The organism is Streptomyces sp. 147326 (assembly GCF_045000215.1).
Lineage (GTDB): Bacteria > Actinomycetota > Actinomycetes > Streptomycetales > Streptomycetaceae > Streptomyces.
On the sequence record NZ_CP134201.1, the window covers coordinates 5,952,059 to 5,973,882 of the forward strand.

Consider the following 21,824-nt stretch of genomic DNA (forward strand, 5'->3'; position numbering starts at 1 on the left):
CAGGGGGTCACGAGGTCGCGGCGGTCCGCACCGGGTAGGTCCGGACCGCCACCTCCTCGTCGTCCAGGCAGCGCCCCGACTCCAGGTCGAAGCGCTGCTTCAGCAGCGGCGAGGCCACGAACGGCCGGCCCGCCACGGCCCCCACCAGCCCGCGCGAGAGCACGTGCGCCCCGGTGAAGGGGTCCTGGTTGCCGATGGCGTACGGGCGGCCCGCGCGGTCGACGAACACCGCGGCCTGGCTCCCGTCGGGCAGCAGGGCGGCCACCCCGCGCCCGGGGACCAGCGAGGACAGCTCGCACACCGTCAGCCAGCCCTGCGCCACTTGCAGTTCCACGGTCATCGGACGGCACCTCCTATGGTCAGGACGGCCAGGTCGGGCTTGACCTGGTCGCGCTCGGGGACGAACTTCACGGTCGGGTCGGGGGCGCCGGGCGCGTTCACGAAGGACACGAACCGGCGCAGCCGCTCCGGGTCCTCGAGCGTCTCGGCCCACTCGTCCCGGTAGTGCGCCACGTGGTCGGCCATCAGGGACTCCAGCTCCGCGCACAGCCCGAGCGAGTCGTGCACGATGACGTCCCGCAGGTGCGCCAGGCCGCCCTCCAGCCGATCCAGCCAGGTGGAGGTCCGCTCCAGCCGGTCGGCGGTGCGGATGTAGAACATCAGGAACCGGTCGATCAGCCGGACCAGTTCCGCGTCCGACAGGTCCTGGGCCAGGAGGTCGGCGTGGCGCGGGGTGGCCCCGCCGTTGCCGCCCACGTAGAGGTTCCAGCCGCTCGCCGTCGCGATGACCCCGAAGTCCTTGCTCTGCGCCTCCGCGCACTCGCGGGCGCAGCCGGACACCGCCGACTTGAGCTTGTGCGGGGCGCGCAGCCCCCGGTAGCGCAGCTCAAGGTCGATGGCCATCCTGACGCTGTCCTGGACCCCGTAGCGGCACCAGGTCTGCCCCACGCAGGACTTCACCGTCCGCAGGGCCTTCCCGTACGCGTGCCCGGACTCGAACCCGGCGTCGACGAGCCGCGCCCAGATCCGCGGGAGCTGGTCCACGCTCGCACCGAAGAGGTCGATCCGCTGGCCGCCGGTGATCTTCGTGTAGAGGCCGAAGTCGCGGGCCACCTCGCCGATCACGATCAGCTTGTCGGGGGTGATCTCACCGCCGGGGATGCGCGGGACGACCGAGTACGAGCCGTTGCGCTGCATGTTCGCCAGGAAGTGGTCGTTGGTGTCCTGGAGGGCGGCCTGCTCCCCGTCCAGGACGTAGCCGCTGGCCCCGAGGGTCGGGGCGAGCGAGGCGATGATCGAGCCGACGGTCGGCTTGCAGACCTCGCAGCCGTCGCCGCCGCGGGCCTCCGGGCGGCCGTGGCCGTCGAGGAGCTGCTCGTACGAGGTCAGCCGCCGGGTGCGGACGATCTCGTACAGCTCGGAGCGGGTGTACGGGAAGCAGCCGCACAGGCCCTTGTCGGCGGCCGCCGGCAGCAGCTGGCCGATCACCTTGACGCAACTGCCGCAGCCGGTGCCCGCCTTGGTGCACTTCTTGACCTCGGCGAGGGTGGCGCAGGCGGCGATGGCCTTCTTCGTGACGTTGTGGCAGGAGCAGATCACGGCGTGGTCGGGGAGCGAGGACGGGCCGAGCGCGACGGGCGCGCCGACCCCGGCGGGCAGCACCAGCTGCTCGGGGGCGACGGGCGGGACGCTGCCGGTGAGCGGGCGCAGCAGCCCGTACGCGTCGGCGTCGCCGACCAGGACCCCGCCGAGCAGGACCCCGTCGGGGGAGACGACCAGCTTCTTGTAGACGCCGGACCGGGAGTCCGACCAGACGACGTCGAGGCTGCCGGGGGCGTTGCCGTGGGCGTCGCCGAAGGAGGCCACGTCCACGCCGAGGAGCTTGAGCTTGGTGGAGAGGTCGGCGCCGGTGAACTCCTTCTCCCGGCCCAGCAGGTCGTCGGCGGCGGTCTCGGCCATCTCGTAGCCGGGCGCGACCAGGCCGTAGACCCGGCCGTCGACGGCGAGGGCGCACTCGCCGATGGCGTAGACGTGCGGATCGGAGGTGCGGCAGCGGGCGTCGACCGCGATGCCGCCGCGCTCGCCGACGTCCAGCCCGGCGTCGCGGGCCAGCTGGTCGCGGGGGCGGACCCCCGCGGAGAAGACGACGAGGTCGGTGTCGACGGTGGAGCCGTCGGACAGCCGCATGCCGCTGACGTGGCCGTCCTCGCCGGTCACCACCTCCTGGGTGCCGACCCCGGTGTGGACGGTCAGGCCCATGGACTCGATGGTGCGCAGCAGGGCGGCGCCGCCGCCCTCGTCGACCTGGACGGGCATCAGCCGCGGGGCGAACTCGACGATGCGGGTGGTGAGGCCGAGCCCCTGCAGGGCGCCGGCCGCCTCCAGCCCGAGCAGCCCGCCGCCGACGACCGCGCCGCTGGTCCGGGTCTTGGCGTACTCCTCGATCGCGAGGAGGTCCTCGATCGTGCGGTAGACGAAGCAGCCGGGGGCGTCCTTGCCCGGGACGGGCGGCACGAAGGGATAGCTGCCGGTCGCCAGGACCAGCACGTCGTACGGGAACACCTGCCCCGAGCGGGACGTGACGGTACGGGCGGCCCGGTCGACGTGTTCGGCGGGGTCGTCGAGGTGGAGGGCGATGCCGTGCTCCTCCATGAACCCGGCGGGGGTCATGGACAGGTCGTCGGCGGTGCTGCCGGAGAAGTACGAGGTCAGGTGCACACGGTCGTAGGCGGGCCGGGGCTCCTCGCAGAGCACGGTGATCCGGTGCGTGGCGGTGACTCCGCGCTCGGCGAGCGCTTCGAGGTAGCGCTGGCCGACCATGCCGTGCCCGATGAGCACGATCGTGGGCAGGGGCTCGGGCATGTCAGTGGCCTCCGTCGTCGGTGAGCAGGTGGAACAGGTCGTGCGGGGACTCGTCGCCCTCCCAGGTGCGGGCGAGGGCGCCCACGGTGGAGAGCTCGCCGAGCAGCACCCCGCCGACGAGCCGGTCGTCGCGGACGACGACCTTCCGGTAGGTCCCGCGGGTGGCGTCGGCGAGGCGGACCACGTCGTCTCCGGGGCGGGGGGTGGTCTCGCCGAACGCGGCGAGGTCCAGGGAGCCGTTCTCGGCACCGCCGAGGGTGAGGCGGGTGAGGGCGCGGGTGCCGGTGTAGCGCGCGGGGGTTCCGGTGAGGACCGCGGCGAGGGCGTCGGCCTGCTCCAGGGCGGCGCCGGCCAGGCCGTACACCTGGCCGGCGTGCTCGGCGCAGTCGCCGATGGCGTGGATGCGGGGGTCGCTGGTGCGGAGGTGGTCGTCGACCACGATGCCGGTGCGGACGCCGAGGCCGGCGGCCTTGGCGAGGCCGGTGCGGGGGCGGACGCCGCAGGCGAGCACGACGAGATCGGCCTCCAGCCGGTACCCGTCGGCGAGCTGGACACCGGTGACCTTGCGGGGGCCCGCCGGAGCGCCCGGGCGCGGTGCCGCTGCCGGGGGCGCTGCCCCCGGACCCCCGCTCCTCAAACGCCGGAGGGGCTGGATTTCCAGGCCGCGGACCCGGCATTCCGTGTGGATCTCCACGCCGAGGTCGGTCAGGTGCGTGGCCAGCAGGGCGGAGGCGTCGGCGTCCAGCTGGCGTTCCATCAGACGCTCGCCCTGCTGGGCCAGGACCACCACCGCCCCCCGCGCGGCGAGCGCACGGGCCGCGGAGACGCCCAGCAGGCCCCCGCCGATCACCACCGCGCGCACTCCGGGGCGTACGGCGGCCGAGAGGGCCTGGCAGTCGTCCATCGTGCGGAACGCGTGGACCCCGTCCGGGAGGTCCCGGCCTTCCGGCTCGAACAGCCCGCGCAGCGGCGGGAGCACCGCGTTCGAGCCCGTGGCCAGCACCAGCGTGTCGTACTCCGCCACCGTGCCGTCGTCGCACAGCACGGTCCGGTCGGTGCGGTCGATCCGCACCGCGCGGACGCCCCGGCGCAGTGCCGGGCCGGGCGCCGGGAGGGCGGTGACCTCCGGTGCGTAGCGGCCGGCGAGGACCTCCGCGAGCAGGACCCGGTTGTAGGGGACGTGCGGCTCCTCGCCGAGGACGGTCACCGCCGCCGCACCGGTCAGGCGCGCGGCCAGTCGCAGGCCCGCGAGGCCGCCGCCGATCACCACCACACGCTGGTTCGAGGTCATGGCACGAGCGTGCGGGGCCGCTGTTTCCCCTCCGCATCGCCGCTGTTACCCGGACGGAACGCCGACCTCAGCGCCGGGGTTAAGGGTCGGTGAGGCCTTCCTCAAGGCCGTCTCAAGGATCATCGAGGCCGCCGCCGGCGCCCTTAGCGTGCTCCGTATGCGAGATGCGGTGGTGCGGGTCAGGGGCGGGATGCTGGGCGGGGCGGGGGTGGTGACCCTGCTCTGGGCGGCGCAGGTGCGGCCCTCGGCCCGGCCCGACGCGCTGTTCGCCACCGCCGCGCACCTGACCGGTCTGCTCGCCGGCTACGGGGTGCTCGTGCTGCTGTTCCTGATGGCCCGGGTGCCCGCCGTCGAGCACGGGGTCGGCGCCGACCGGCTCGCCCGCTGGCACGCGTTCGGCGGCCGGTACGTGCTCCTCCTCTGCTTCGGGCACGGGCTCTTCGCCCTGCTCGGATACGCCGTGCACGAGGGTGTCGACGTGGTCTCCGCCGTCCGGGAGCTGCTCGGCTACCCCGCGCTCGCCGCCGCCGCGGCCGGGACCGTCCTCCTGGCCGCGGTCGGTGTGACATCCGCCCGGGTGGTACGCCGCCGGGTGTCGCACGAAACCTGGCGCGGGGTGCACCTGCTGGTCTACCTCGCCGCCGCCCTCGCCTTCGGCCACCAGCTCGCCGGGCCCGATCTCGCCGCGGCCGCCTGGTTCTGGGCGCTCGCGCACACCGTCGTCGCCGTGCTGCTGGTCTGGTACCGCGCCGTGGTCCCCGTACGGCAGGCCCTGCGGCACGCGCTGCGTGTCGCGGACGTCCGGGTGGAGGGGCCCGGGTGGTCTCCGTCGTGATGTACGGGGAGCACCTCGCGGAACTGCGCGCGGAGCCGGGCCAGTTCCTGCGCTGGCGGTTCTCCCCCAGCTACCGCTGGGAGGTGCCTCCACCAGCGGCGGCTGTGGCACACCGCCCTGCCGTTCTCGCTGTCCGCGCCGGTCCGCGGAAACGCCCTGCGGATCACGGTGAAGGGGCTCGGCGGCCACTCCCGCCGGATCCGCCGGCTGCGCCCCGGCACGCGGGTCCTCGCCACCGGGCCGTTCGGCGCGCTCACCGCCGCCCGGCGGACCCGGCCCAAGGTGCTGCTGATCGCGGGCGGGGTCGGGATCACCCCGATGCGGGCCCTGTTCGAGACGCTGCCCGGGGGGCCCGGGGACATCACCCTGCTCTACCGGGCCGGGGCCGAGGAACACCTCGTCCTGCGCAGCGAGCTGGAGACCATCGCCGCCGAGCGGCAGGCCGGGCTGCACTACCTGCTGGGGCCGTCGGGCGCGGCATACGATCCGCTGGCTCCGCAGGCGCCGGCCGCGCTGGTGCCGGACCTGACGGAGCACGACGTGTACCTGTGCGGGCCGCCGGGGGTGGCCGAGGCGACCCGGGCGGCGCTGCAGCGGGCCGGGGTGCCGGCCGGACGCATCCATTCCGAGTGCTTCAGCTTCTGATCCGGTTCCGATCTGTTTCTGATCCGGGGGCTTTCCCTTCCGTCCGGCGTTCCCCGAGGAGTCACCGCACCATGCGTCACCCGCTGCACGTCGCCCTGTCCGTACCCGCCGGGGTCAAGGCCCCGGCCGCGGCCCGGCACCGCAAGCCCCGTACGCCCTCGGTGGTGCGGGCCGGGCTGGCCGCACTGGCCTCCGTACCCCCCGCGCGGCGCCTGGCGGCGGGGCTGGGGGCGGCCAGTGTGCTGGCCGCGACCGTGCTCACGGCGGCGGTGAACCCGGCGGCTCCCGTGGCCCCGGACCGGGTGCCGGGCCGGCAAAGCTCAACCTTTGCGCAAGTTTCCGGGGATTGATGGCCCCTGCACCTGACAGCTCCATAGGGTCATCTCGTGCCTGACATATCAACGACAATGATCATTGTCCTGTGCGTGGCCGCGGCGGCGGCCGGCTGGATCGACGCCGTGGTGGGCGGCGGCGGCCTGCTGCTCCTGCCCGCGCTCCTGCTCGGCCTGCCGAACGCCCACCCCGCCACCGTCCTCGGTACCAACAAGGCCGTGGCCATCGTCGGCACGGCGGGCGCGGCGGTCACCTACGTCCGCAAGGCCCCGGTGGACGTGAAGCTCGCCGTCCGCATCGGCCTGGCCGCGCTCGTCGGCTCGATGGGCGGCGCCGCGCTCGCCGGCGGCATCAGCAAGGACGCGCTCCGGCCGCTGATCATGGGTGTGCTCGTGATCGTCGCGGGCGTCGTGATCTTCAAGCCGGGCTTCGGCACCGCCCCCTCGACCGCGCCCGTCAGCCGGCAGCGCGTGCTCCTCGCCATCGCCCTCGCCGGCCTCGGCATCGGCTTCTACGACGGCCTCATCGGGCCCGGCACCGGCACCTTCCTGGTGCTCGCGCTCACGGCGCTGCTCCACCTCGACCTGGTCACCGCCTCCGCGACCGCCAAGATCGTCAACTGCTGCACCAACGCGGGGGCGCTCGCGATGTTCGCCTACCAGGGCATGGTGCTGTGGCAGCTGGCCGCGCTCATGGCGGTCTTCAACCTCGCCGGCGGCATGATCGGCGCCCGGATGGCGCTCAAGAAGGGCAGCGGCTTCGTCCGCGGGGTGCTGCTGACGGTGGTGGGCGCGCTGGTGGTCAAGCTCGGCTTCGAGCAGTGGGGATGACCGGTGCTCAGTACGTCCCGGTGAGGTGCGCGAAGACGACCACGTTGCCGCGGTAGCCCGTGCGCGGCGAGAAGCCGCCGCCGCAGGTGATCACCCGCAGCTCGGCCCGCGCCGAAGGGCCGTACACGCGGGTGTCGGGGAAGGCCTGGGCGTCGTAGACCTCGACCGCGTGGACCGTGAACACGGCCGTACGGCCGTCCGCGCGCGGGATCTCGATCGCGGCCCCCCGGCGCAGCGCGCCCAGGTGGTAGAAGACCCCGGGCCCGGCGGCATCGTCCACGTGCCCGGCGATCACGGCCGTGCCGGTGGCGCCCGGGGTGGTGCCCTCGCGGTACCAGCCGGCCAGGTCGCGACGGTCGGGCGGCGGCACTTCGAGGCTCCCGTCCCGCTCCAGGCCCAGTCCGGTCAGCGGGGCGTCCACCCGGATGGAGGGGATCCGGATCCGGCCGGGCGGGGAGCCGGGGAGCGGGGCGATGCCCGGGCCCACGACTCCGGCGGCGGTCAGGGCCTCGGCGGGGGAGGGCAGCGGCGGCCCGACCGGCTCCCGGGAACCGCTGGTGACGAGCCAGATGCCGACGCAGGCGGCGAGTGCGACGAGTCCCCCGTGGCGGGCGGTCGGGGTGCGGACGGCCCGGGCCGGGGGCCGCGCACCTGATCCGGGGCGGTCGCCGGGCGGGGGCCAGGGCTGCCGGTCGGAGCCCCGGGCACCACCGAATTCGCCACCCATGCGTACCCCCTCGGCTTTCGTTTCGGGGTGACTGGCCGTCGCCCGGCCCCGCGAACGGGGGGGACCTCGCGGGGCGGGCGACGGGGGACGGTACCGGTCGGACCGCGGCCGGAGCCGCGGTGGGCGTCCGTCAGCTCCGCGTGCCGCTCGCCCGGCGACGCAGGAGCCAGGTACCGCCGACGGCGGCAGCGGCCAGTACGGTCGCCCCCGCCGCGATCTTGGCGGGGTTCGTGGTGGTGGTCGTGCCACCGCCCACCCCGGTGTTGACGTGGCCCTGCGGGCCGCGTTCGGTGACGACCAGGTCGCCGGTGGCGAACTTGCCGTTCGCGCAGGTCGCGCCGATGCCGTAGGTGCCGGGCCGGGTGCCGTGGGCCACCTGGAACTGCCCCACGACCACCTCCTTGTGGGTGCCCGGGACCAGCTTGAACCGGCCGCCGCCGACCGTGGTGGCATCGCCCTCGGCGTGGCTGCCGGACCCGCAGGCGGTGGTGTTCACGGTGACGGTGGCGCCGGGGGCGGCGGACTTGGGCCACACCTCCAGCCGGGCGAAGTCCCCGGGCGCGAAGGCCACCATGCCCAGGTCCACGGCGGCGACCGCGCCGGCGACCGGCCCGGTGAACGCGGCGGCGGTCAGCGCGGTCGCGGTCAGCACGTGTGCGGTACGTCGGCGCATGGGGACTCTCCTGAAGACACGGGGTCGTGCTTCCGAGATAACCCGGCCCGCCCGCCGCCCGCCTGCTGATGTCCCGTCAGGTGTGCCCGTACGCGGTCCACGCGCGAGCCGTATCCGCAGGTCAAGGCCGGTCCTGCCGCCATCCGGGCCATCCGGGCCGTCCGCGCCGTCCGGGTGACCCCCGCCGGTCGCGGGTCGGGCCAGGTCGGGGTGCGGACGGGCCGGGCCGGGGCGTGCCGGACCGTGGCGGGCCGGTGTCCGGTCAGGCCGGCGGGAGCGCCACCGTCGCCGAGGCACCCGAGGGCGGCGGGTTCGCGAGCGTGACCCGGGCGCCGATGACCTGCGCCTGACCGAGGGCGATGGTCAGGCCCAGCCCCGTGCCCCGACCGCGTTCGGGCGCGCCGGTCAGGAACCGCTGCGGTCCCTCGCGCAGCAGCTCCTCCGGGAAACCGGGCCCCTGGTCCCGGACCGACTCCACCAGCGGCCCCGGCCGGCGTGCCTCCCACTGCGGCTCCTCCCGGTCCGCGTCGAGCCGGGCCGGGCCACCTCCAGCAGGTCCTCGGTCAGCGTCCGCAGCGCCGTGACCCGGTCCCGGACAGCGGGCGGCGGGACGAAGCCGTCGTGGGCGCAGAACCGTGAGGTGGGAGGGGGAGGAGGCCGACGCTGGACGGCGCGGGTCACGGGCACCGGGAGGTTGTGTAACAGCGGTGCGTACGGTGGTGGGGCGCGGCGAAGTCGGGACCTTCGGCCCGGTCGGCGGACGCTGCGCCCTACCCCGAGGGAGGGCCCCCGTGACATCGGTCGAACGGCCACAAGACCCGACCGCCCCGCTCCCGTTCTTCGTCTACGGGACCCTGCGCCCCGGCGAGGTCAACCACGGCCTGTTCCTGCGCGGCCGCACAGCCTTGGAGGAGCCCGCCACCCTCCCGGACGCGGTGCTCTACGACGGCCCCGGATACCCGTACGCGGTCCACCGGCCCGGCTCGGCCGTCGTCGGCGAGCTGATCACGGCGGCGCCGGGCGCGTACGGGGAACTGCTGGCCGCGCTGGACCTGCTGGAGGAGTACGGGGGCCCGGGCCGCCCGGGGAACGTCTACGACCGGATCGCCCGCCCGGCCCTGCGCCCCGACGGCACCCCGGTCCGGGCCTGGGTCTATCTGGCGGCCCCGCTGCTCGCCCGCGACCTGCGGGTGTCGGGGACCGAGATAGCGGGCGGCGACTGGTTCAGGCGCCGCGGCGCGTGCGCGACGTAGCCCCGGTCAGAGGCCTTCGGCGCCGCGGTTGCGCAGCCGCTGGCCGTACTGCTGGAGCACCCACAGCTCCTCCTGGACCGCCGCGTGCTGCTCCGGCGGGGCCTGCGGGCTCAGGCGGGTCATGGCGCCCTGGATCTCGAGGACCCGGCGGTCGACGGCGCGCAGGCGGACCTGGACCAGCTGGACCCCGGCGTAGACCTCGTCCACCGTCTTGGCGTGGATGGCCTCCACCGCCAGCTCGGTGACCATCGCGCGGACGGTGTCGTTCGGGGCGGCGTCGCGGACCCGGGCCAGGTAGCCGTCGGCGGCCTGCGAGGCACCGCCCGCGTCCTGGATGGCCTGGCGGACCGCGGCGTAGGGCGGGGCGGTGAACTCGTCGATCCCGTACGCGTCGAACGCGGGGGAGACCAGGGCGGGCCGCTGGAGCGCCAGCTTGAGCAGCTCCCGCTCGGTGCGGTGGGCGGGGCTGCGCAGGTTCAGGGCGGGTCCGCCGCCGGCCGGCGGCGGGGTGGGGACGGCCTCCTGGGGGCGGCTCCGGCCCTGCTGCTGCGGCTGGTTGCCGCGCTCCCGGGCCCACCGCGCCAGCTGCGCGACCCGCTTGACGACGAACGGCTCGTCGAGGATGCCCAGCATCCCCGCGAGCTGCACCGCCGACTCGTGCTGGATCGAGAGGTCCTTGATGCTCGCGACGACCGGCGCGGCCTCGGCCAGCGCGGCCGCCCGCCCCGCCGGGTTCTCCAGGTTGTGCCGGGACACGATGTGCCGCAGGGCGAACTCGAACAGCGGGGTCCGGGCCTCCACCAGGCCGGCCACGGCCGCGTCCCCCTGCGCGAGGCGCAGGTCGCACGGGTCCATCCCGCCGGGGGCGATGGTGATCGAGGTCTCCGCGGCGAACTTCTGGTCGTCCTCGAAGGCGCGCAGCGCCGCCTTCTGGCCCGCCGCGTCGCCGTCGAAGGTGAAGATCACCTCGGCGGTGGCGTTGTCCATCAGCAGCCGGCGCAGGATCTTGATGTGGTCCCCGCCGAAGGCGGTGCCACAGGTGGCGATCGCGGTGGTGACCCCGGCCATGTGGCAGGCCATCACGTCCGTGTAGCCCTCGACCACCACGGCCCGCGAGGTCTTCGCGATCTCCTTCTTGGCCAGGTCGATGCCGTAGAGGACCTGGGACTTCTTGTAGATCGCCGTATCCGGCGTGTTCAGGTACTTCGGGCCGTTGTCGTCGTCGCGCAGCTTGCGCGCGCCGAAGCCGACCACCTCGCCGCTGATGTCGCGGATCGGCCACATCAGCCGGCCGCGGAAGCGGTCGATGGGCTTGCCGCTGCGGCTGTCCTGGGCGAGCCCGGAGGTGATCAGTTCCTTGTCGGTGAAGCCCTTGCCGCGCAGGAAGCGGGTCAGGTGGTCCCAGCCGGCCGGGCTGTAGCCCACGCTGAAGTGCGTGGCCGCGGCCTGGTCGAAGCCGCGCTCCGCGAGGAACTTGCGGCCGATCTCCGCCTCGGGGCTGCCGAGCTGGTCGACGTAGAACTGGGCGGCGGCCTTGTGCGCCTCGACGAGCCGGATGCGGTCACCGCGGCCGCTGGTGCCGGAGGTGTAGCCGCCCTCCTCGTACCGCAGGGTGATGCCGGCCAGGCCGGCCAGGCGTTCGACGGCCTCCGAGAAGGAGAGGTGGTCGATCTTCATGACGAAGTCGAGGGTGTCCCCGCCCGCCTGGCAGCCGAAGCAGTGGTACAGGCCCTTGCTGGGGCTGACCTGGAAGGACGGGGACTTCTCGTCGTGGAAGGGGCAGAGGCCCTTGAGGTTGCCGCCGCCCGCGTTGCGCAGCTGGAGGTACTCGGAGACCACGGCGTCGATCGGGACCGCGTCCCGTACCGCCTTCACGTCGTCGTCGTTGATCCGTCCAGCCACCCGTGAAGTCTACGGCCGGGCGCCGGCAATCCCGTCAGCCCCCCGGGCGGCCGCTAGCCCCCGATCAGCGAGGAAAGCGGAATCGACGGGTCCGAAAGGGCCTCCCGGTCCACCGGCACCTTCGACCTGATCAGGGCCTGGATCTGCTCGGTGACGTCCCACACGTTCACGTTCATCCCGGCCAGTACCCGCCCCTCGGACAGCCAGAAGGCGATGAACTCCCGCTTGCCCGCATCGCCGCGGATCAGCACCTGGTCGTAGCCGCCGGGCGGCGCGTACCCCGAGTACTCCAGACCCACGTCGTACTGGTCCGAGAAGAAGTACGGCACCCGGTCGTAGCTGACCTGGTGACCCAGCATCGCCCGCGCGGCGGCCGGGCCGCCGTTCAGCGCGTTGGCCCAGTGCTCGACCCGCAGCCGGGTCCCGAGCACCGGGTGGTGGGCGGCGGCCACGTCCCCGACCGCGTAGATGTCCGGGTCGGAGGTGCGCAGGGACTCGTCCACGGCGATCCCGCCGCCGTGCTCCCGGTCGACCAGGGCCAGCCCGGAGGTCTCGGCGAGCGCGGTCCGCGGCGCGGCCCCGATCGCGGCGAGCACCGCGTGCGCCGGGTGCTCCTCCCCGTCGTCCGTACGGGCGGCCAGCACCATGCCGTCGTGGCCCACGATCTCGGTCAGCCGCGACCCGAAGTGGAACCGCACCCCGTGATCGGCGTGCAGGTCACCGAAGAGCCGGCCGACCTCCGGGCCGAGCACCGCGTGCAGCGGCGTGGCCTCCGGCTCGACCACGGTGACCTCTGCGCCGTACCCGCGGGCCGCTGCGGCGACCTCCAGGCCGATCCATCCGGCGCCCGCGATGAGCAGGTGGCCGTTGTCCCGGCCCAGTCCGGCGATGACCCCCTTCAGCCGCTCGGCGTGCGCGAGGCGCCGCAGGTGGTGCACCCCGGCGAGACCCGTGCCGGGGATGTCCAGGCGGCGCGGCTCGGCGCCGGTGGCCAGCAGCAGCTTGTCGTAGTGCAGGACCGTGCCGTCGCCGAGGACCACCTTCTTGGCGTCCCGGTCGAGCTGGACCGCAGGCTGGCCGAGGTGCAGCTCGACGTCGGCGGCCGCGTACCAGGACGGCTCGTGGACGAAGACGCTCTCACGGTCCTCCTTGCCCATCAGGTAGCCCTTGGACAGCGGGGGCCGTTCGTACGGATGGTCGCGCTCGTCGCCGATCAGGATCACCCGCCCCGTGAACCCCTCGGACCTCAGCGTTTCGGCCGCCTTCGCTCCGGCGAGCCCTGCGCCGACGATGACGAATGTCCGGTGTGCGTCGACCACCTGATGCCTCCTCATAACCTCTCCGCCACATGCGACCACATGCGAGCGTCCCGCACTGAGCCTGCCGCGTGAAGGGGGAGTGGCGCGATCGGCTCACCCTTCGGCGCGTCGGGTGCGCCGCGTGAGACGTGCGTGCAGGGAACGGGCGGATGCGTCGGTGAGACACGCGATCTGGTCGATGACCGCGCGTTTCCTGGCCTTGTCGTCCGGGGCCGCGTCGAAGATCGCCCGGAACTGCGGGTCCAGCCCTTCGGGGGCCCGGGCGCTGAGCGCCTCCGCCAGTTCGGCCAGGACGATGCGCTGGTCGGCGCGGATCCGCTCCTGCTCGTCGCGCTGCATGACGTACAGGTCGGCGACCGCCTTGAGCACCGCGCACTCGTTGCGCGCCTCGCGCGGGACCACCAGTTCGGCGCCGTAGCGGGTGAGGCGGCCGGGACCGTACGCCTCACGGGTGGCGCCCTCGGCGGCCAGGCAGAAACGGCCGATCAGCTGGCTCGTGGCGTCCTTCAGCCGGGCCTGGGCGACGGCCGAACCGTCGTACCCGTGCGGCCACCACTCCTCCTCCATCAGCCGGTCGAGGGCGCCCCGCAGCTCCTCCGGCTCGGTGTCCGCGGGCACGTAGCGGCCGATGGCGACCCGCCAGATCGCGGTGCGCTCGGGCTCGGCGAAGAGGAGGTTGGGGTCGAGGTGCCCGGCGTGCAGGCCGTCCTCGAAGTCGTGGACGGAGTACGCGACGTCGTCCGCCCAGTCCATCACCTGCGCCTCGAAGCACTTGCGGTCCGCGGGCGCGCCGCGGCGCAGCCACGCGAAGACCGGCAGGTCGTCCTCGTACGCGCCGAACTTCACCGAGCCGGGGTCGGTGGGGTGGTCCCCCCGGGCCCACGGGTACTTGGTGGCGGCGTCCAGGCAGGCCCGGGTCAGGTTGAGGCCGACGCTGACGAGTTCGCCGCTCGCCGGGTCGGGCACGAACCGCTTCGGCTCCAGCCGGGTCAGCAGGCGCAGCGACTGGGCGTTGCCCTCGAAGCCCCCGCAGTCCTTGGCGAACTCGTTGAGGGCCTCCTCGCCGTTGTGACCGAAGGGCGGGTGGCCCATGTCGTGCGAGAGGCAGGCGGCTTCGACCAGGTCGGGGTCGCAGCCGAGCGCGGCGCCGAGCTCCCGGCCGACCTGGGCGCACTCCAGGGAGTGGGTGAGGCGGGTACGGGGACTCGCGTCCCAGTCGTACGAGCGGGTGCCGGGGGTGACGACCTGGGTCTTCCCGGCGAGGCGGCGCAGCGCGGCGGAGTGCAGCACACGGGCGCGGTCGCGCTGGAAGGCGGTCCGGCCGGGCCGTTTGTCGGGCTCGGCGGCCCAGCGCTCGGTGTCGGAGGCGTCGTAGAGGTCGTCGTGGTCGTCTGCGGGGGCGTGCGCGGTGCCTTCCATGGAAGAGACGGTAACCGGAATGACTGACAAACCGGGATCAGGCGGAGACGAGTTCCGGCCGCACGGGCAGGGCGGGCGGCGCGGGCCGGGCGCAGGCCTCGTCGTAGCGGCGCAGCAACAGGCGGGCCAGGGCCGGATGGTCGCCCAGCGGAGCGGCGGCGAGCGCGGGCGCCGCGGCGGCGGTCTGCGCGGCGAACCGGCCGGGAGCGGCGAAGTACGAGGCCACGGCCGTCCGGTGGTGGCCGCGGGCGGCCAGGGCCCGGACCGCCTCGGGGGCGCTCGGCGCGGCGGCGGAGGCGTAGGCCGGGACCACCGGGACGCCGCCGAGGCGTTCGGCGAGCATGGCGGCGGTGCGGCGGGTGTCGGCCGCCGCGTCGGGGTCGCGGGAACCGGCGGCGGCGAGCACCACGGCCGTGCCGGCGGTCCAGCCGGCCTCCACGAGCCGTTCGTACAGGGCCTCGACGAGCAGCGGGTGCGGGCCCAGCGGGGTGGCGACGCGGGTGCGCAGGTGCGTGGCTCCGGCGGCGGCCGCGGGCAGGTCGCGCTTGACGTGGTACCCCCGGCCGAGCAGCAGCGGGACGAGCACCGCCGCCCCCCGCAGCTCTCCGAGGACGGAGTCGAGCAGCGGCTCGTTCAGTTCGATGTGGCCCAGCCGGACGTCGAGCCGGGGACGGAGCTCGCGGACCCGTTCGAGGAGGGCGAGGGCGGTGTGCAGGGCGCGCGGGTCACGGCTGCCGTGGGCCACTGCGACGAGGGTGGGCTGCATGGGCGGACTCCGGGTCGGCGCAGGCCGCTGAGCTGGGTGCCCAGCTGGAGGGTGATGCGGCCGAGGAGCTCGGCCGCACTGTCGAAGGGGAGGGCGGGAATCTCGGGAGGGTGCACCTGCTCCGTCATGAACCGATCCTGCGCGCCGGACATTGCCGGTGCGTTGCGCGGGGGTGACGGGTGTTTGCCGGGTGCTCACAGACCCGTCCGCGCGGCCGTCGGGCGGCGCCGGCCCCCGCCGGGTAGCCGGGCGCGTCCTCGCCGGGCGGGCCCGGCGAACCAAGCGGCCCCCCGCGGCGTCCTGACCAGGGGACCAGCAGTCGAGACACCAGGGGATGGATGATGCGCGGACCGCGCCTGCCGAGAGTCACGTGGAGCCGGACGGTGGCCGCGCTGCGCAGCGTACGGACCCGGAGGCTGGCGGTGCAGGCCGTCATGGCGGGCTGCGTGCTGGCGCTTCTGCCGTCGGCGTGGATGCACGCGGTGGCCGCCGACCGGCTGCACACCACGGCCGACGCACCGGCGTCCGAGGTCGCCGTCGTGTTCGGGGCGGGCCTGCTGGGGACCCGGCCCACGCCGTACCTGGCCGACCGGCTCGACGCCGCCGCCGAGCTCTACCGCACCGGCAAGGTCAAGGTCGTGCTGGTCACCGGGGACAACAGCCGCACCGAGTACGACGAGCCGAACGCGATGCGGACGTACCTCACGGCGCAGGGGGTGCCGGACACGCAGATCGTCAGCGACTACGCCGGCTTCGACACCTGGGATTCCTGCGTGCGGGCCAAGGAGATCTTCGGGGTCGAGCGGGCGGTGCTGGTCACACAGGGCTTCCACATCCGCCGGGCCGTCGCCCTCTGCCAGGCGGCGGGCCTGGACTCCTACGGCGTCGGGGTGGCCGACGTGCACGACGCCACCTGGTACTACGGCGAGACCCGCGAGGTCTTCGCGGCCGGCAAGGCGGCGCTGGACGCGGCCTTCAAGCCCGCCCCGCGGTTCCTGGGACCGAAGGAGCAGGGGGTGTCGCGGGCCCTGGCCGCTCTGGCAGACTGACGCGCGCACCGGCTATTTCGAATAGTCATATACGGGAGCCGGTCGGGTCCGTCCGTACGAGCATCAGGGGTGTGCAGCCGTGGCTGTGGTGGATCTGAGCGGCAAGGCCGTCGTCATCACCGGTGGGGCCCGCGGCCTGGGCGCCGCGGCCGCGCAGGCCGTCGTGGACGGCGGCGGCAAGGTGCTGATCACCGACGTGCTGGAGGCGGAGGGCGCCGGGACGGCCGCGAGGCTCGGCGGCGCGGCGCGGTTCCTGCGGCACGACGTGACCAGCGAGGCGGACTGGCGGGCGGCGCTGGAGTACGCGGTGGCCGAGTTCGGCCGCGTGGACGGCCTGGTGAACAACGCGGGCATCAGCACCGGCCAGTTCCTGGAGCACGAGAGCGTCGAGCACTTCCGCCGGGTCGTGGAGATCAACCTGGTCGGCGTGTTCATCGGCATCAAGACGGCCGTCCCGCTGCTGCGCGCGAACGGCGGCGGATCCATCGTCAACATCTCCTCCGCCGCCGGCCTGACCGGCCTCGCCCTCACCGCCGGCTACGGAGCCTCCAAGTGGGGAGTGCGCGGCCTGTCGAAGATCGGCGCGGTCGAACTCGCCGAGGCCGGGATCCGCGTGAACTCGGTGCACCCCGGCATGACCCTGACCCCGATGACCGCCCCCATCGGCATCCGGGCCGGCGAGGGCAACTACCCCGGCGCCCCGATGGGACGCGTCGGCGCCCCCGAGGAGATCGCCGCCGCGGTCGCCTTCCTGCTCTCGGACGCCGCGGCCTACATGACGGGAGCCGAACTCGCCGTCGACGGCGGCTGGACGGCGGGCCTGACGGTGAAGTACCTCACCGGCCAGTGAGCCAGTGAGCCAGTGAGCCGGTGAGCCGGTGAGCCGGTGACAGGGACCCCGGCCGGTCCTCACCGCGGCCGGGCCGGGCCGCTGAGGCAGAGCACCCCGACTCGTAACGCGGGGTGGCGGCCGGCGTAACACCGCCGACTCACGCTGGCGTCATGCACACGCCGGACGCCGCCACCGCCACCACCGCCACGCACTGCCCGTACTGCGCGCTGCAGTGCGGGATGAACCTGCGCCCCGAGCCGGGCGGGGCGGGCGTGACGGTGGAGGAGCGTGCCGACTTCCCCGTCAACCGGGGCGCGCTGTGCGGCAAGGGCCGCACCGCCCCCGCCCTGCTCTCCTCCCGGGTGCGCCTGACCCAGCCGCTCGTCCGCACCCACGCCGGGCAGTTGGAGCCGGCCACCTGGGAGGAGGCCCTCGACGCCGTCGCCGAGGGCCTCGCCCGCACGGGCCGCGCGTACGGCCCGGACGCGGTCGGGGTCTTCGGCGGCGGCGGGCTCACCAACGAGAAGGCCTACGCGCTCGGCAAGTTCGCCCGCGTCGCCCTGCGCACCTCGCAGATCGACTACAACGGCCGGTTCTGCATGTCCTCGGCCGCCGCCGCGCACCAGCGGGCCTTCGGGCTCGACCGCGGGCTGCCCTTCCCGCTGGAGGACATCCCGCGCACCGGCTGCGTGATCCTCGTCGGCTCGAACCTGGCCGAGACCATGCCGCCCGCCCTGCGCTACCTCACCGAGCTCAAGGCCAACGGCGGGACCCTCATCGTCATAGACCCGCGCCGCACCCGCACCGCCGACCAGGCCGACCTGCACCTGGCCCCGCGCCCGGGAACCGACCTCGCGCTCGCCCTGGGCCTGCTGCACCTGGTGGTCGCCGAAGGCCGTACCGACGAGGAGTTCATCGCCGGGCGCACCGCCGGCTGGGAGGAGGCCCGGGCGGCCGCCATGGCCCACTGGCCGGAACTGGTCGAACGCATCACCGGCGTACCCGTCCCCAAGCTCCGCGCGGCGGCCGAGATGTTCTGCGCCCCGGAATCCGCCATGGTCCTCACCGCCCGGGGCCCGGAGCAGCAGTCCAAGGGCACCGACACCGTCGGCGCCTGGATCAACCTCTGCCTGGCCACCGGCCGGGCCGGCCGCCCGCTCTCCGGATACGGCTGCCTCACCGGGCAGGGCAACGGCCAGGGCGGCCGGGAGCACGGCCAGAAGGCCGACCAGCTCCCCGGCTACCGCAAGCTGACCGACCCCGCGGCCCGCGCGCACGTGGCGGAGGTCTGGGGCGTGGACCCCGACGACCTCCCCGGCCCCGGCCGCAGCGCCTACGAACTCCTCGACGCCCTCGGCACGGACGTCCGGGCCCTGCTGCTGATGGGCTCCAACCCGGTGGTCTCGGCCCCCCGCGCCGCCCACATCGAGGACCGCATCCGATCCCTGGACTTCCTCGCGGTCGCCGACGTCGTCCTCTCCGAGACGGCGGCCCTCGCCGACGTGGTCCTCCCGGTCACCCAGTGGGCCGAGGAGACCGGCACCACCACCAACCTCGAAGGCCGCGTCCTGCTCCGCCGCCGCGCCCTGACCCCGCCCGCGGGCGTCCGCAGCGACCTGGACGTGCTCCACGGGCTCGCCGCCCGCATGGGCATCGAGAAGGGCTTCCCGACCTCCCCGGAAGAGGTCTTCGAGGAACTGCGCCGGGCCTCCGCCGGCGGCCCGGCGGACTACTCGGGCATCACCTACGCCCGCATCGAGGCCGAGCAGGGCGTCTTCTGGCCCTGCCCCGAGGGCTCCGCGGGGACCGAGCGCCTCTTCCTGGACCGTTTCGCCACCGAGGACGGCCGGGCCCGCTTCGTCCCCGTCTCCCACCGCGACGCCGACGAGATCCCCGACGCGGACTACCCGGTGCTGCTCACCACCGGGCGCGTGGTCGCCCAGTACCAGTCCGGCGCCCAGACCCGCCGGGTGGAGGAGCTCAACGCGGCCGCCCCCGGCCCCTTCGTGGAACTCCACCCCCGCCTCGCCGCCCGCATCGGCGCGGTCGACGGCAGCCCGCTGGCGGTGACCTCCCGGCGCGGCCGCGCGGTGGCCCCGGCCCGGATCACCGACACCATCCGCGCGGACACGGTCTTCATGCCCTTCCACTGGCCGGGCGAGGGCCGCGCCAACACCCTGACCAACCCGGCCCTCGACCCGGTCTCCCGGATGCCGGAGTTCAAGGTCTGCGCGGTCCGGGTGGAGCCGGCCTGATCAGGGGGCGTCCGCGAAGGTCGGGCGCAGGGCCTCGACCAGGCGCGCGATGAACGCCTCCTCACCGGGCCCGGCCAGGTGCGGGTACTCCGCCTCGAAGTGCTCCCACTCCGCGCCCACATAGCCCTCCGGGGCGATCTGCACTATGTCCAGCAGCTCCACGTCCCGGTTCGGCTGAGGGGCCTCGCCCGCCTGCCGGAACACCTCCTGCAGCAGCGTGTTCGGCAGCCGGTGCCGTTCGGCCAGCAGGACCGCGTCGTACAGGTCCTTGCCCTGCGGGTGCCGGTCGCTGATGAGCCACAGCACCTTCCAGGCCAGCGACAGGGCCGGCGTCGCCGCCAGGACCACTGCCCCGCAGGCGAGTTCGGCCGGCTCCGGCGGGACCGGGAGGCGCTCGTCGAAGACGAAGTCCAGCTGGACCTGCCCTCCCGGCAGTCCCGGGGCGGACCAGGGCAGCACCATGCGGCGCCCGGGCACGCGTTCGTACGTCCAGATGTCCTCGCAGACCGCCCCGTCGGCCGGCATCACCAGCTCGCCCTCCTCGGCGGCGACCCGCTCCGCGGCCTCCGCGACGGCCTTCAGCAGCCGGTCCGTCCGCGGCTCCTCGATCCCCCAGTCCTGGGGCACGACCACGAAGTCCAGGTCGTGCGGCTCCCGCGCCGCCGCTCCGAACCACCCGGACATGAGCATGCTGCCGCGCAGCACCAGCGAGTCCGCCCACCCGGAACGGGCGACTCCGCGCGCGACCACGTCGAGCGCCGTCCGGCGGGCGGCCTGCCAGGCGGGCCGCAGCGCGGGGTCGACGACCGTGTCCAGTACCCGGAAGCCGGAGGCGAAGTGCTTGAGCGCGGGGTCGAAGACCCGGTCCGCCCGGCGGACCGGGGCGCCCAGCCCGGCCGTCGACGTGCCCGGCAACTTGTACTGCCGGCGCCGCCACTCGGCGTTGGCCCCGGCCTCGACGCTGTTCCCGCTCACGCGGCCGCCCCCTCCTCGGTGATCCATCCGTCGTCCACCGACAGGTCGCTGTCGTACAGCACGAACTCCCGCTCCTCCGAGCGGATCTCGTACCCGGCCGAGTCGAGCGCCGCCACCAGTGCGTCGCACACGGCCGTAGCCCCGGCCGCCGTCCCCCGCCACCGCTGGGTCACGAACCGCTCATGCCCGCCGCCCGGCAGGGTGCGGCGGGCGTTCCACGACAGGTGGGCGCCGTGCGGGGTCACCAGGGACTCCAGGGCCGCGCGGTCGAAGTCCGCCGGGAGCCGCAGCTTGAGGTGGTGCTCGAAGTAGCCGCCGCCGGGGCCCGGCGCGTCCGTGGTCCACGGGACCGTCTCCACCTTGACGCGCACCGGGTCGAAGCCGTCCGCCCGCAGCTGCGGGACGAGGCTCTCGTGGCTCGTGCGGTCCCGCAGCGTCAGCATCGGCTGGGACACCATCCGGCCCCGCGCCAGCACGATGTGCGTGACCTTCAGATCCCGCGCCCGGGCCCAGGCGTCGAGGCGGTCCAGGGCCGCCCCGTCCCCGCAGCGCACCGTCACGTGGGTTTCGTACTGAGACATGGGGCCGATCATCTCGGACATGCGTCCGATCCGCATCGGGGTTCTCGCCGGGGGGTAACCATCGGTCACGCACCGGACTCAGAAAGTGCTCGCACGCCCCTCGTGGCCGCGATGTGTCGTACCCCACACTGAGGGCGGTGCCCCCGTCCTCGGAGCCCTGGAGGTCGCCCCCGTGCAGACCCGGACCCTGACCGTGAACGTGAGCGAGTCCTCGGAGGCCAAGGCCGTGGACGAAGAGCCCGAGGTACCGGAGCTGATCGATCCGGTGCCCGCGCCGCGCAGGCGGAGCAACAGCGACAGCGGGGGCGGAGCGGGTCCCTCCGCCGATCTGTTCCGGCAGTACCTCCGCGAGATAGGCAGGATCCCCCTGCTGACCGCCGCCGAGGAGGTGGACCTCGCGCGGCGCGTCGAAGCCGGGCTGTTCGCCGAGGAGAAGCTCGGCAACACCCCCGACCTCGACTCCCGGCTCGCCCTGGACCTCGACAAGCTCGTCGTCATGGGGCGGATGGCCAAGCGCCGGCTCATCGAGTCGAACCTGCGGCTCGTCGTCTCCGTCGCGAAGCGCTACGTGGGCCGCGGGCTCACCATGCTCGACCTCGTGCAGGAGGGGAACCTCGGGCTCATCCGGGCCGTCGAGAAATTCGACTACGCCCGCGGGTACAAGTTCTCCACCTACGCCACCTGGTGGATCCGGCAGGCGATGTCCCGGGCCCTCGCCGACCAGGCCCGGACCATCCGCGTGCCCGTCCACGTCGTCGAGCTGATCAACCGCGTCGTGCGCGTCCAGCGCCGCATGCTCCAGGAGCGCGGGTACGAGCCCACCGCCGAAGAGGTCGCCGTGCACCTGGAGCTGACCCCCGAGCGGGTCATGGAAGTGCTCCGCCTCGCCCAGGAACCGGTCTCCCTGCACGCGCCGGTCGGCGAGGAGGACGACGTCGCCCTCGGTGACCTCATCGAGGACGGGGACGCCGCCTCCCCCGTGGAATCGGCCGCGTTCTTCCTGCTGCGCGAGCACCTGGAAGCCGTCCTGTCGACCCTCGGCGAACGCGAACGCAAGGTCGTCCAGCTCCGCTACGGGCTCGCCGACGGGCGGCCGCGGACCCTGGAGGAGATCGGCCGGATCTTCGGCGTGACCCGCGAACGGATCCGCCAGATCGAGTCCAAGACCCTCAACAAGCTCCGCGACCACGCCTTCGCCGACCAGCTCAGGGGCTACCTGGACTGAGCGCGGCGGGGGGCGCCCCGGAAGGCGCCCCCACCGGCCCGGGCCGTCGGCC

General features: G+C 74.3%; 20 protein-coding genes and 1 pseudogene. 9 read left to right on the forward strand and 12 right to left on the reverse strand.

Translation table 11 applies throughout. The features are described 5' to 3' along the window. Positions 1-7: 7 nt before the first annotated feature. Genes nirD through RIU97_RS27235 form a run of 3 tightly spaced genes read right to left on the reverse strand, consistent with a single transcriptional unit; the run spans position 8 to position 4,153 of the window. The gene (gene nirD, locus RIU97_RS27225) at positions 8-340 is read right to left on the reverse strand and encodes a nitrite reductase small subunit NirD (protein ID WP_030711012.1); all 333 of its coding nucleotides are present in this window, start codon (positions 338-340) and stop codon (positions 8-10) included. Further along, a complete protein-coding gene (gene nirB / locus RIU97_RS27230) occupies positions 337-2,862 on the reverse strand; it encodes a nitrite reductase large subunit NirB (RefSeq protein WP_404960205.1) in 2,526 nt (841 codons plus the stop codon). The genes nirD and nirB overlap by 4 nt, the downstream gene beginning before the upstream one ends. Before the next feature lies 1 nt (position 2,863). After that, positions 2,864-4,153, reverse strand: a complete 1,290-nt coding sequence (locus RIU97_RS27235; RefSeq protein ID WP_404960206.1) for an NAD(P)/FAD-dependent oxidoreductase — start codon at positions 4,151-4,153, stop codon at positions 2,864-2,866. Between the two features lie 157 nt (positions 4,154-4,310). Between RIU97_RS27235 and RIU97_RS27240 the strand changes: the two genes are divergently transcribed. The 4 genes from RIU97_RS27240 (at position 4,311) to RIU97_RS27255 (ending at position 6,796) form a co-directional block, all read left to right on the forward strand. Further along, the gene (locus tag RIU97_RS27240) at positions 4,311-4,988 is read left to right on the forward strand and encodes a ferric reductase-like transmembrane domain-containing protein (protein WP_404960207.1); all 678 of its coding nucleotides are present in this window, start codon (positions 4,311-4,313) and stop codon (positions 4,986-4,988) included. A gap of 168 nt (positions 4,989-5,156) precedes the next feature. Then, the gene (locus RIU97_RS27245; protein WP_404960208.1) at positions 5,157-5,633 is read left to right on the forward strand and encodes a hypothetical protein; all 477 of its coding nucleotides are present in this window, start codon (positions 5,157-5,159) and stop codon (positions 5,631-5,633) included. Between the two features lie 71 nt (positions 5,634-5,704). After that, positions 5,705-5,983, forward strand: a complete 279-nt coding sequence (locus RIU97_RS27250) for a hypothetical protein (protein ID WP_404960209.1) — start codon at positions 5,705-5,707, stop codon at positions 5,981-5,983. A gap of 36 nt (positions 5,984-6,019) precedes the next feature. Next, positions 6,020-6,796, forward strand: coding sequence for a sulfite exporter TauE/SafE family protein (locus tag RIU97_RS27255; RefSeq protein ID WP_404960210.1), 777 nt, complete (start codon positions 6,020-6,022; stop codon positions 6,794-6,796). A gap of 7 nt (positions 6,797-6,803) precedes the next feature. Here the strand turns inward: RIU97_RS27255 and RIU97_RS27260 are convergent, their stop codons facing one another. The 3 genes and pseudogenes from RIU97_RS27260 to RIU97_RS27270 form a co-directional block, all read right to left on the reverse strand. Further along, entirely contained in the window at positions 6,804-7,523 is a 720-nt protein-coding gene (locus RIU97_RS27260) for a class F sortase (protein ID WP_404960211.1), read from the reverse strand. A gap of 130 nt (positions 7,524-7,653) precedes the next feature. Then, positions 7,654-8,196 carry a hypothetical protein gene (locus tag RIU97_RS27265; protein WP_404960212.1) on the reverse strand — a complete coding sequence of 181 codons (543 nt, stop codon included), beginning with the start codon at positions 8,194-8,196 and terminating at the stop codon, positions 7,654-7,656. 262 nt (positions 8,197-8,458) lie between these two features. Then, a pseudogene (locus RIU97_RS27270) lies at positions 8,459-8,668 on the reverse strand (ATP-binding protein); the annotation flags it as partial. Positions 8,669-8,987: 319 nt separating this feature from the next. Between RIU97_RS27270 and RIU97_RS27275 the strand changes: the two are divergent. Beyond that, positions 8,988-9,449, forward strand: a complete 462-nt coding sequence (locus RIU97_RS27275; protein WP_404960213.1) for a gamma-glutamylcyclotransferase family protein — start codon at positions 8,988-8,990, stop codon at positions 9,447-9,449. 6 nt (positions 9,450-9,455) lie between these two features. On the opposite strand, the gene dnaG is transcribed toward RIU97_RS27275, so the two are convergent. From dnaG to RIU97_RS27295, 4 genes are all read right to left on the reverse strand, one after another. Continuing rightward, positions 9,456-11,351, reverse strand: a complete 1,896-nt coding sequence (dnaG, locus tag RIU97_RS27280) for a DNA primase (RefSeq protein ID WP_404960214.1) — start codon at positions 11,349-11,351, stop codon at positions 9,456-9,458. A 53-nt stretch (positions 11,352-11,404) separates the two neighbouring features. After that, a complete protein-coding gene (locus RIU97_RS27285) occupies positions 11,405-12,670 on the reverse strand; it encodes an NAD(P)/FAD-dependent oxidoreductase (protein WP_404960215.1) in 1,266 nt (421 codons plus the stop codon). Between the two features lie 93 nt (positions 12,671-12,763). Then, complete coding sequence (locus tag RIU97_RS27290; protein ID WP_404960216.1) at positions 12,764-14,089, reverse strand: deoxyguanosinetriphosphate triphosphohydrolase; 1,326 nt, start codon at positions 14,087-14,089, stop codon at positions 12,764-12,766. A gap of 37 nt (positions 14,090-14,126) precedes the next feature. Continuing rightward, positions 14,127-14,855: a sirohydrochlorin chelatase gene (locus RIU97_RS27295; RefSeq protein WP_404960217.1), complete on the reverse strand. Its 729-nt coding sequence runs from the start codon at positions 14,853-14,855 to the stop codon at positions 14,127-14,129. A 341-nt stretch (positions 14,856-15,196) separates the two neighbouring features. On the opposite strand from RIU97_RS27295, the gene RIU97_RS27300 reads away from it, so the two are divergent. From RIU97_RS27300 to RIU97_RS27310, 3 genes are all read left to right on the forward strand, one after another. Beyond that, positions 15,197-15,904, forward strand: a complete 708-nt coding sequence (locus RIU97_RS27300) for a vancomycin high temperature exclusion protein (protein ID WP_404960218.1) — start codon at positions 15,197-15,199, stop codon at positions 15,902-15,904. A gap of 85 nt (positions 15,905-15,989) precedes the next feature. Continuing rightward, on the forward strand, positions 15,990-16,754 hold the full coding sequence (locus tag RIU97_RS27305; protein ID WP_404962953.1) for a glucose 1-dehydrogenase: 765 nt from the start codon (positions 15,990-15,992) through the stop codon (positions 16,752-16,754). 152 nt (positions 16,755-16,906) lie between these two features. Beyond that, on the forward strand, positions 16,907-18,991 hold the full coding sequence (locus RIU97_RS27310) for a molybdopterin oxidoreductase family protein (RefSeq protein ID WP_404960219.1): 2,085 nt from the start codon (positions 16,907-16,909) through the stop codon (positions 18,989-18,991). Here RIU97_RS27310 and RIU97_RS27315 read toward each other — a convergent pair whose 3' ends face one another. Beyond that, on the reverse strand, positions 18,992-19,993 hold the full coding sequence (locus tag RIU97_RS27315; protein ID WP_404960220.1) for a nucleotidyl transferase AbiEii/AbiGii toxin family protein: 1,002 nt from the start codon (positions 19,991-19,993) through the stop codon (positions 18,992-18,994). Beyond that, a complete protein-coding gene (locus RIU97_RS27320; RefSeq protein ID WP_404960221.1) occupies positions 19,963-20,547 on the reverse strand; it encodes a hypothetical protein in 585 nt (194 codons plus the stop codon). The genes RIU97_RS27315 and RIU97_RS27320 overlap by 31 nt, the downstream gene beginning before the upstream one ends. Positions 20,548-20,704: 157 nt before the next feature. Between RIU97_RS27320 and RIU97_RS27325 the strand changes: the two genes are divergently transcribed. Then, positions 20,705-21,772: an RNA polymerase sigma factor gene (locus RIU97_RS27325; protein ID WP_404962954.1), complete on the forward strand. Its 1,068-nt coding sequence runs from the start codon at positions 20,705-20,707 to the stop codon at positions 21,770-21,772. Positions 21,773-21,824: the final 52 nt, after the last annotated feature.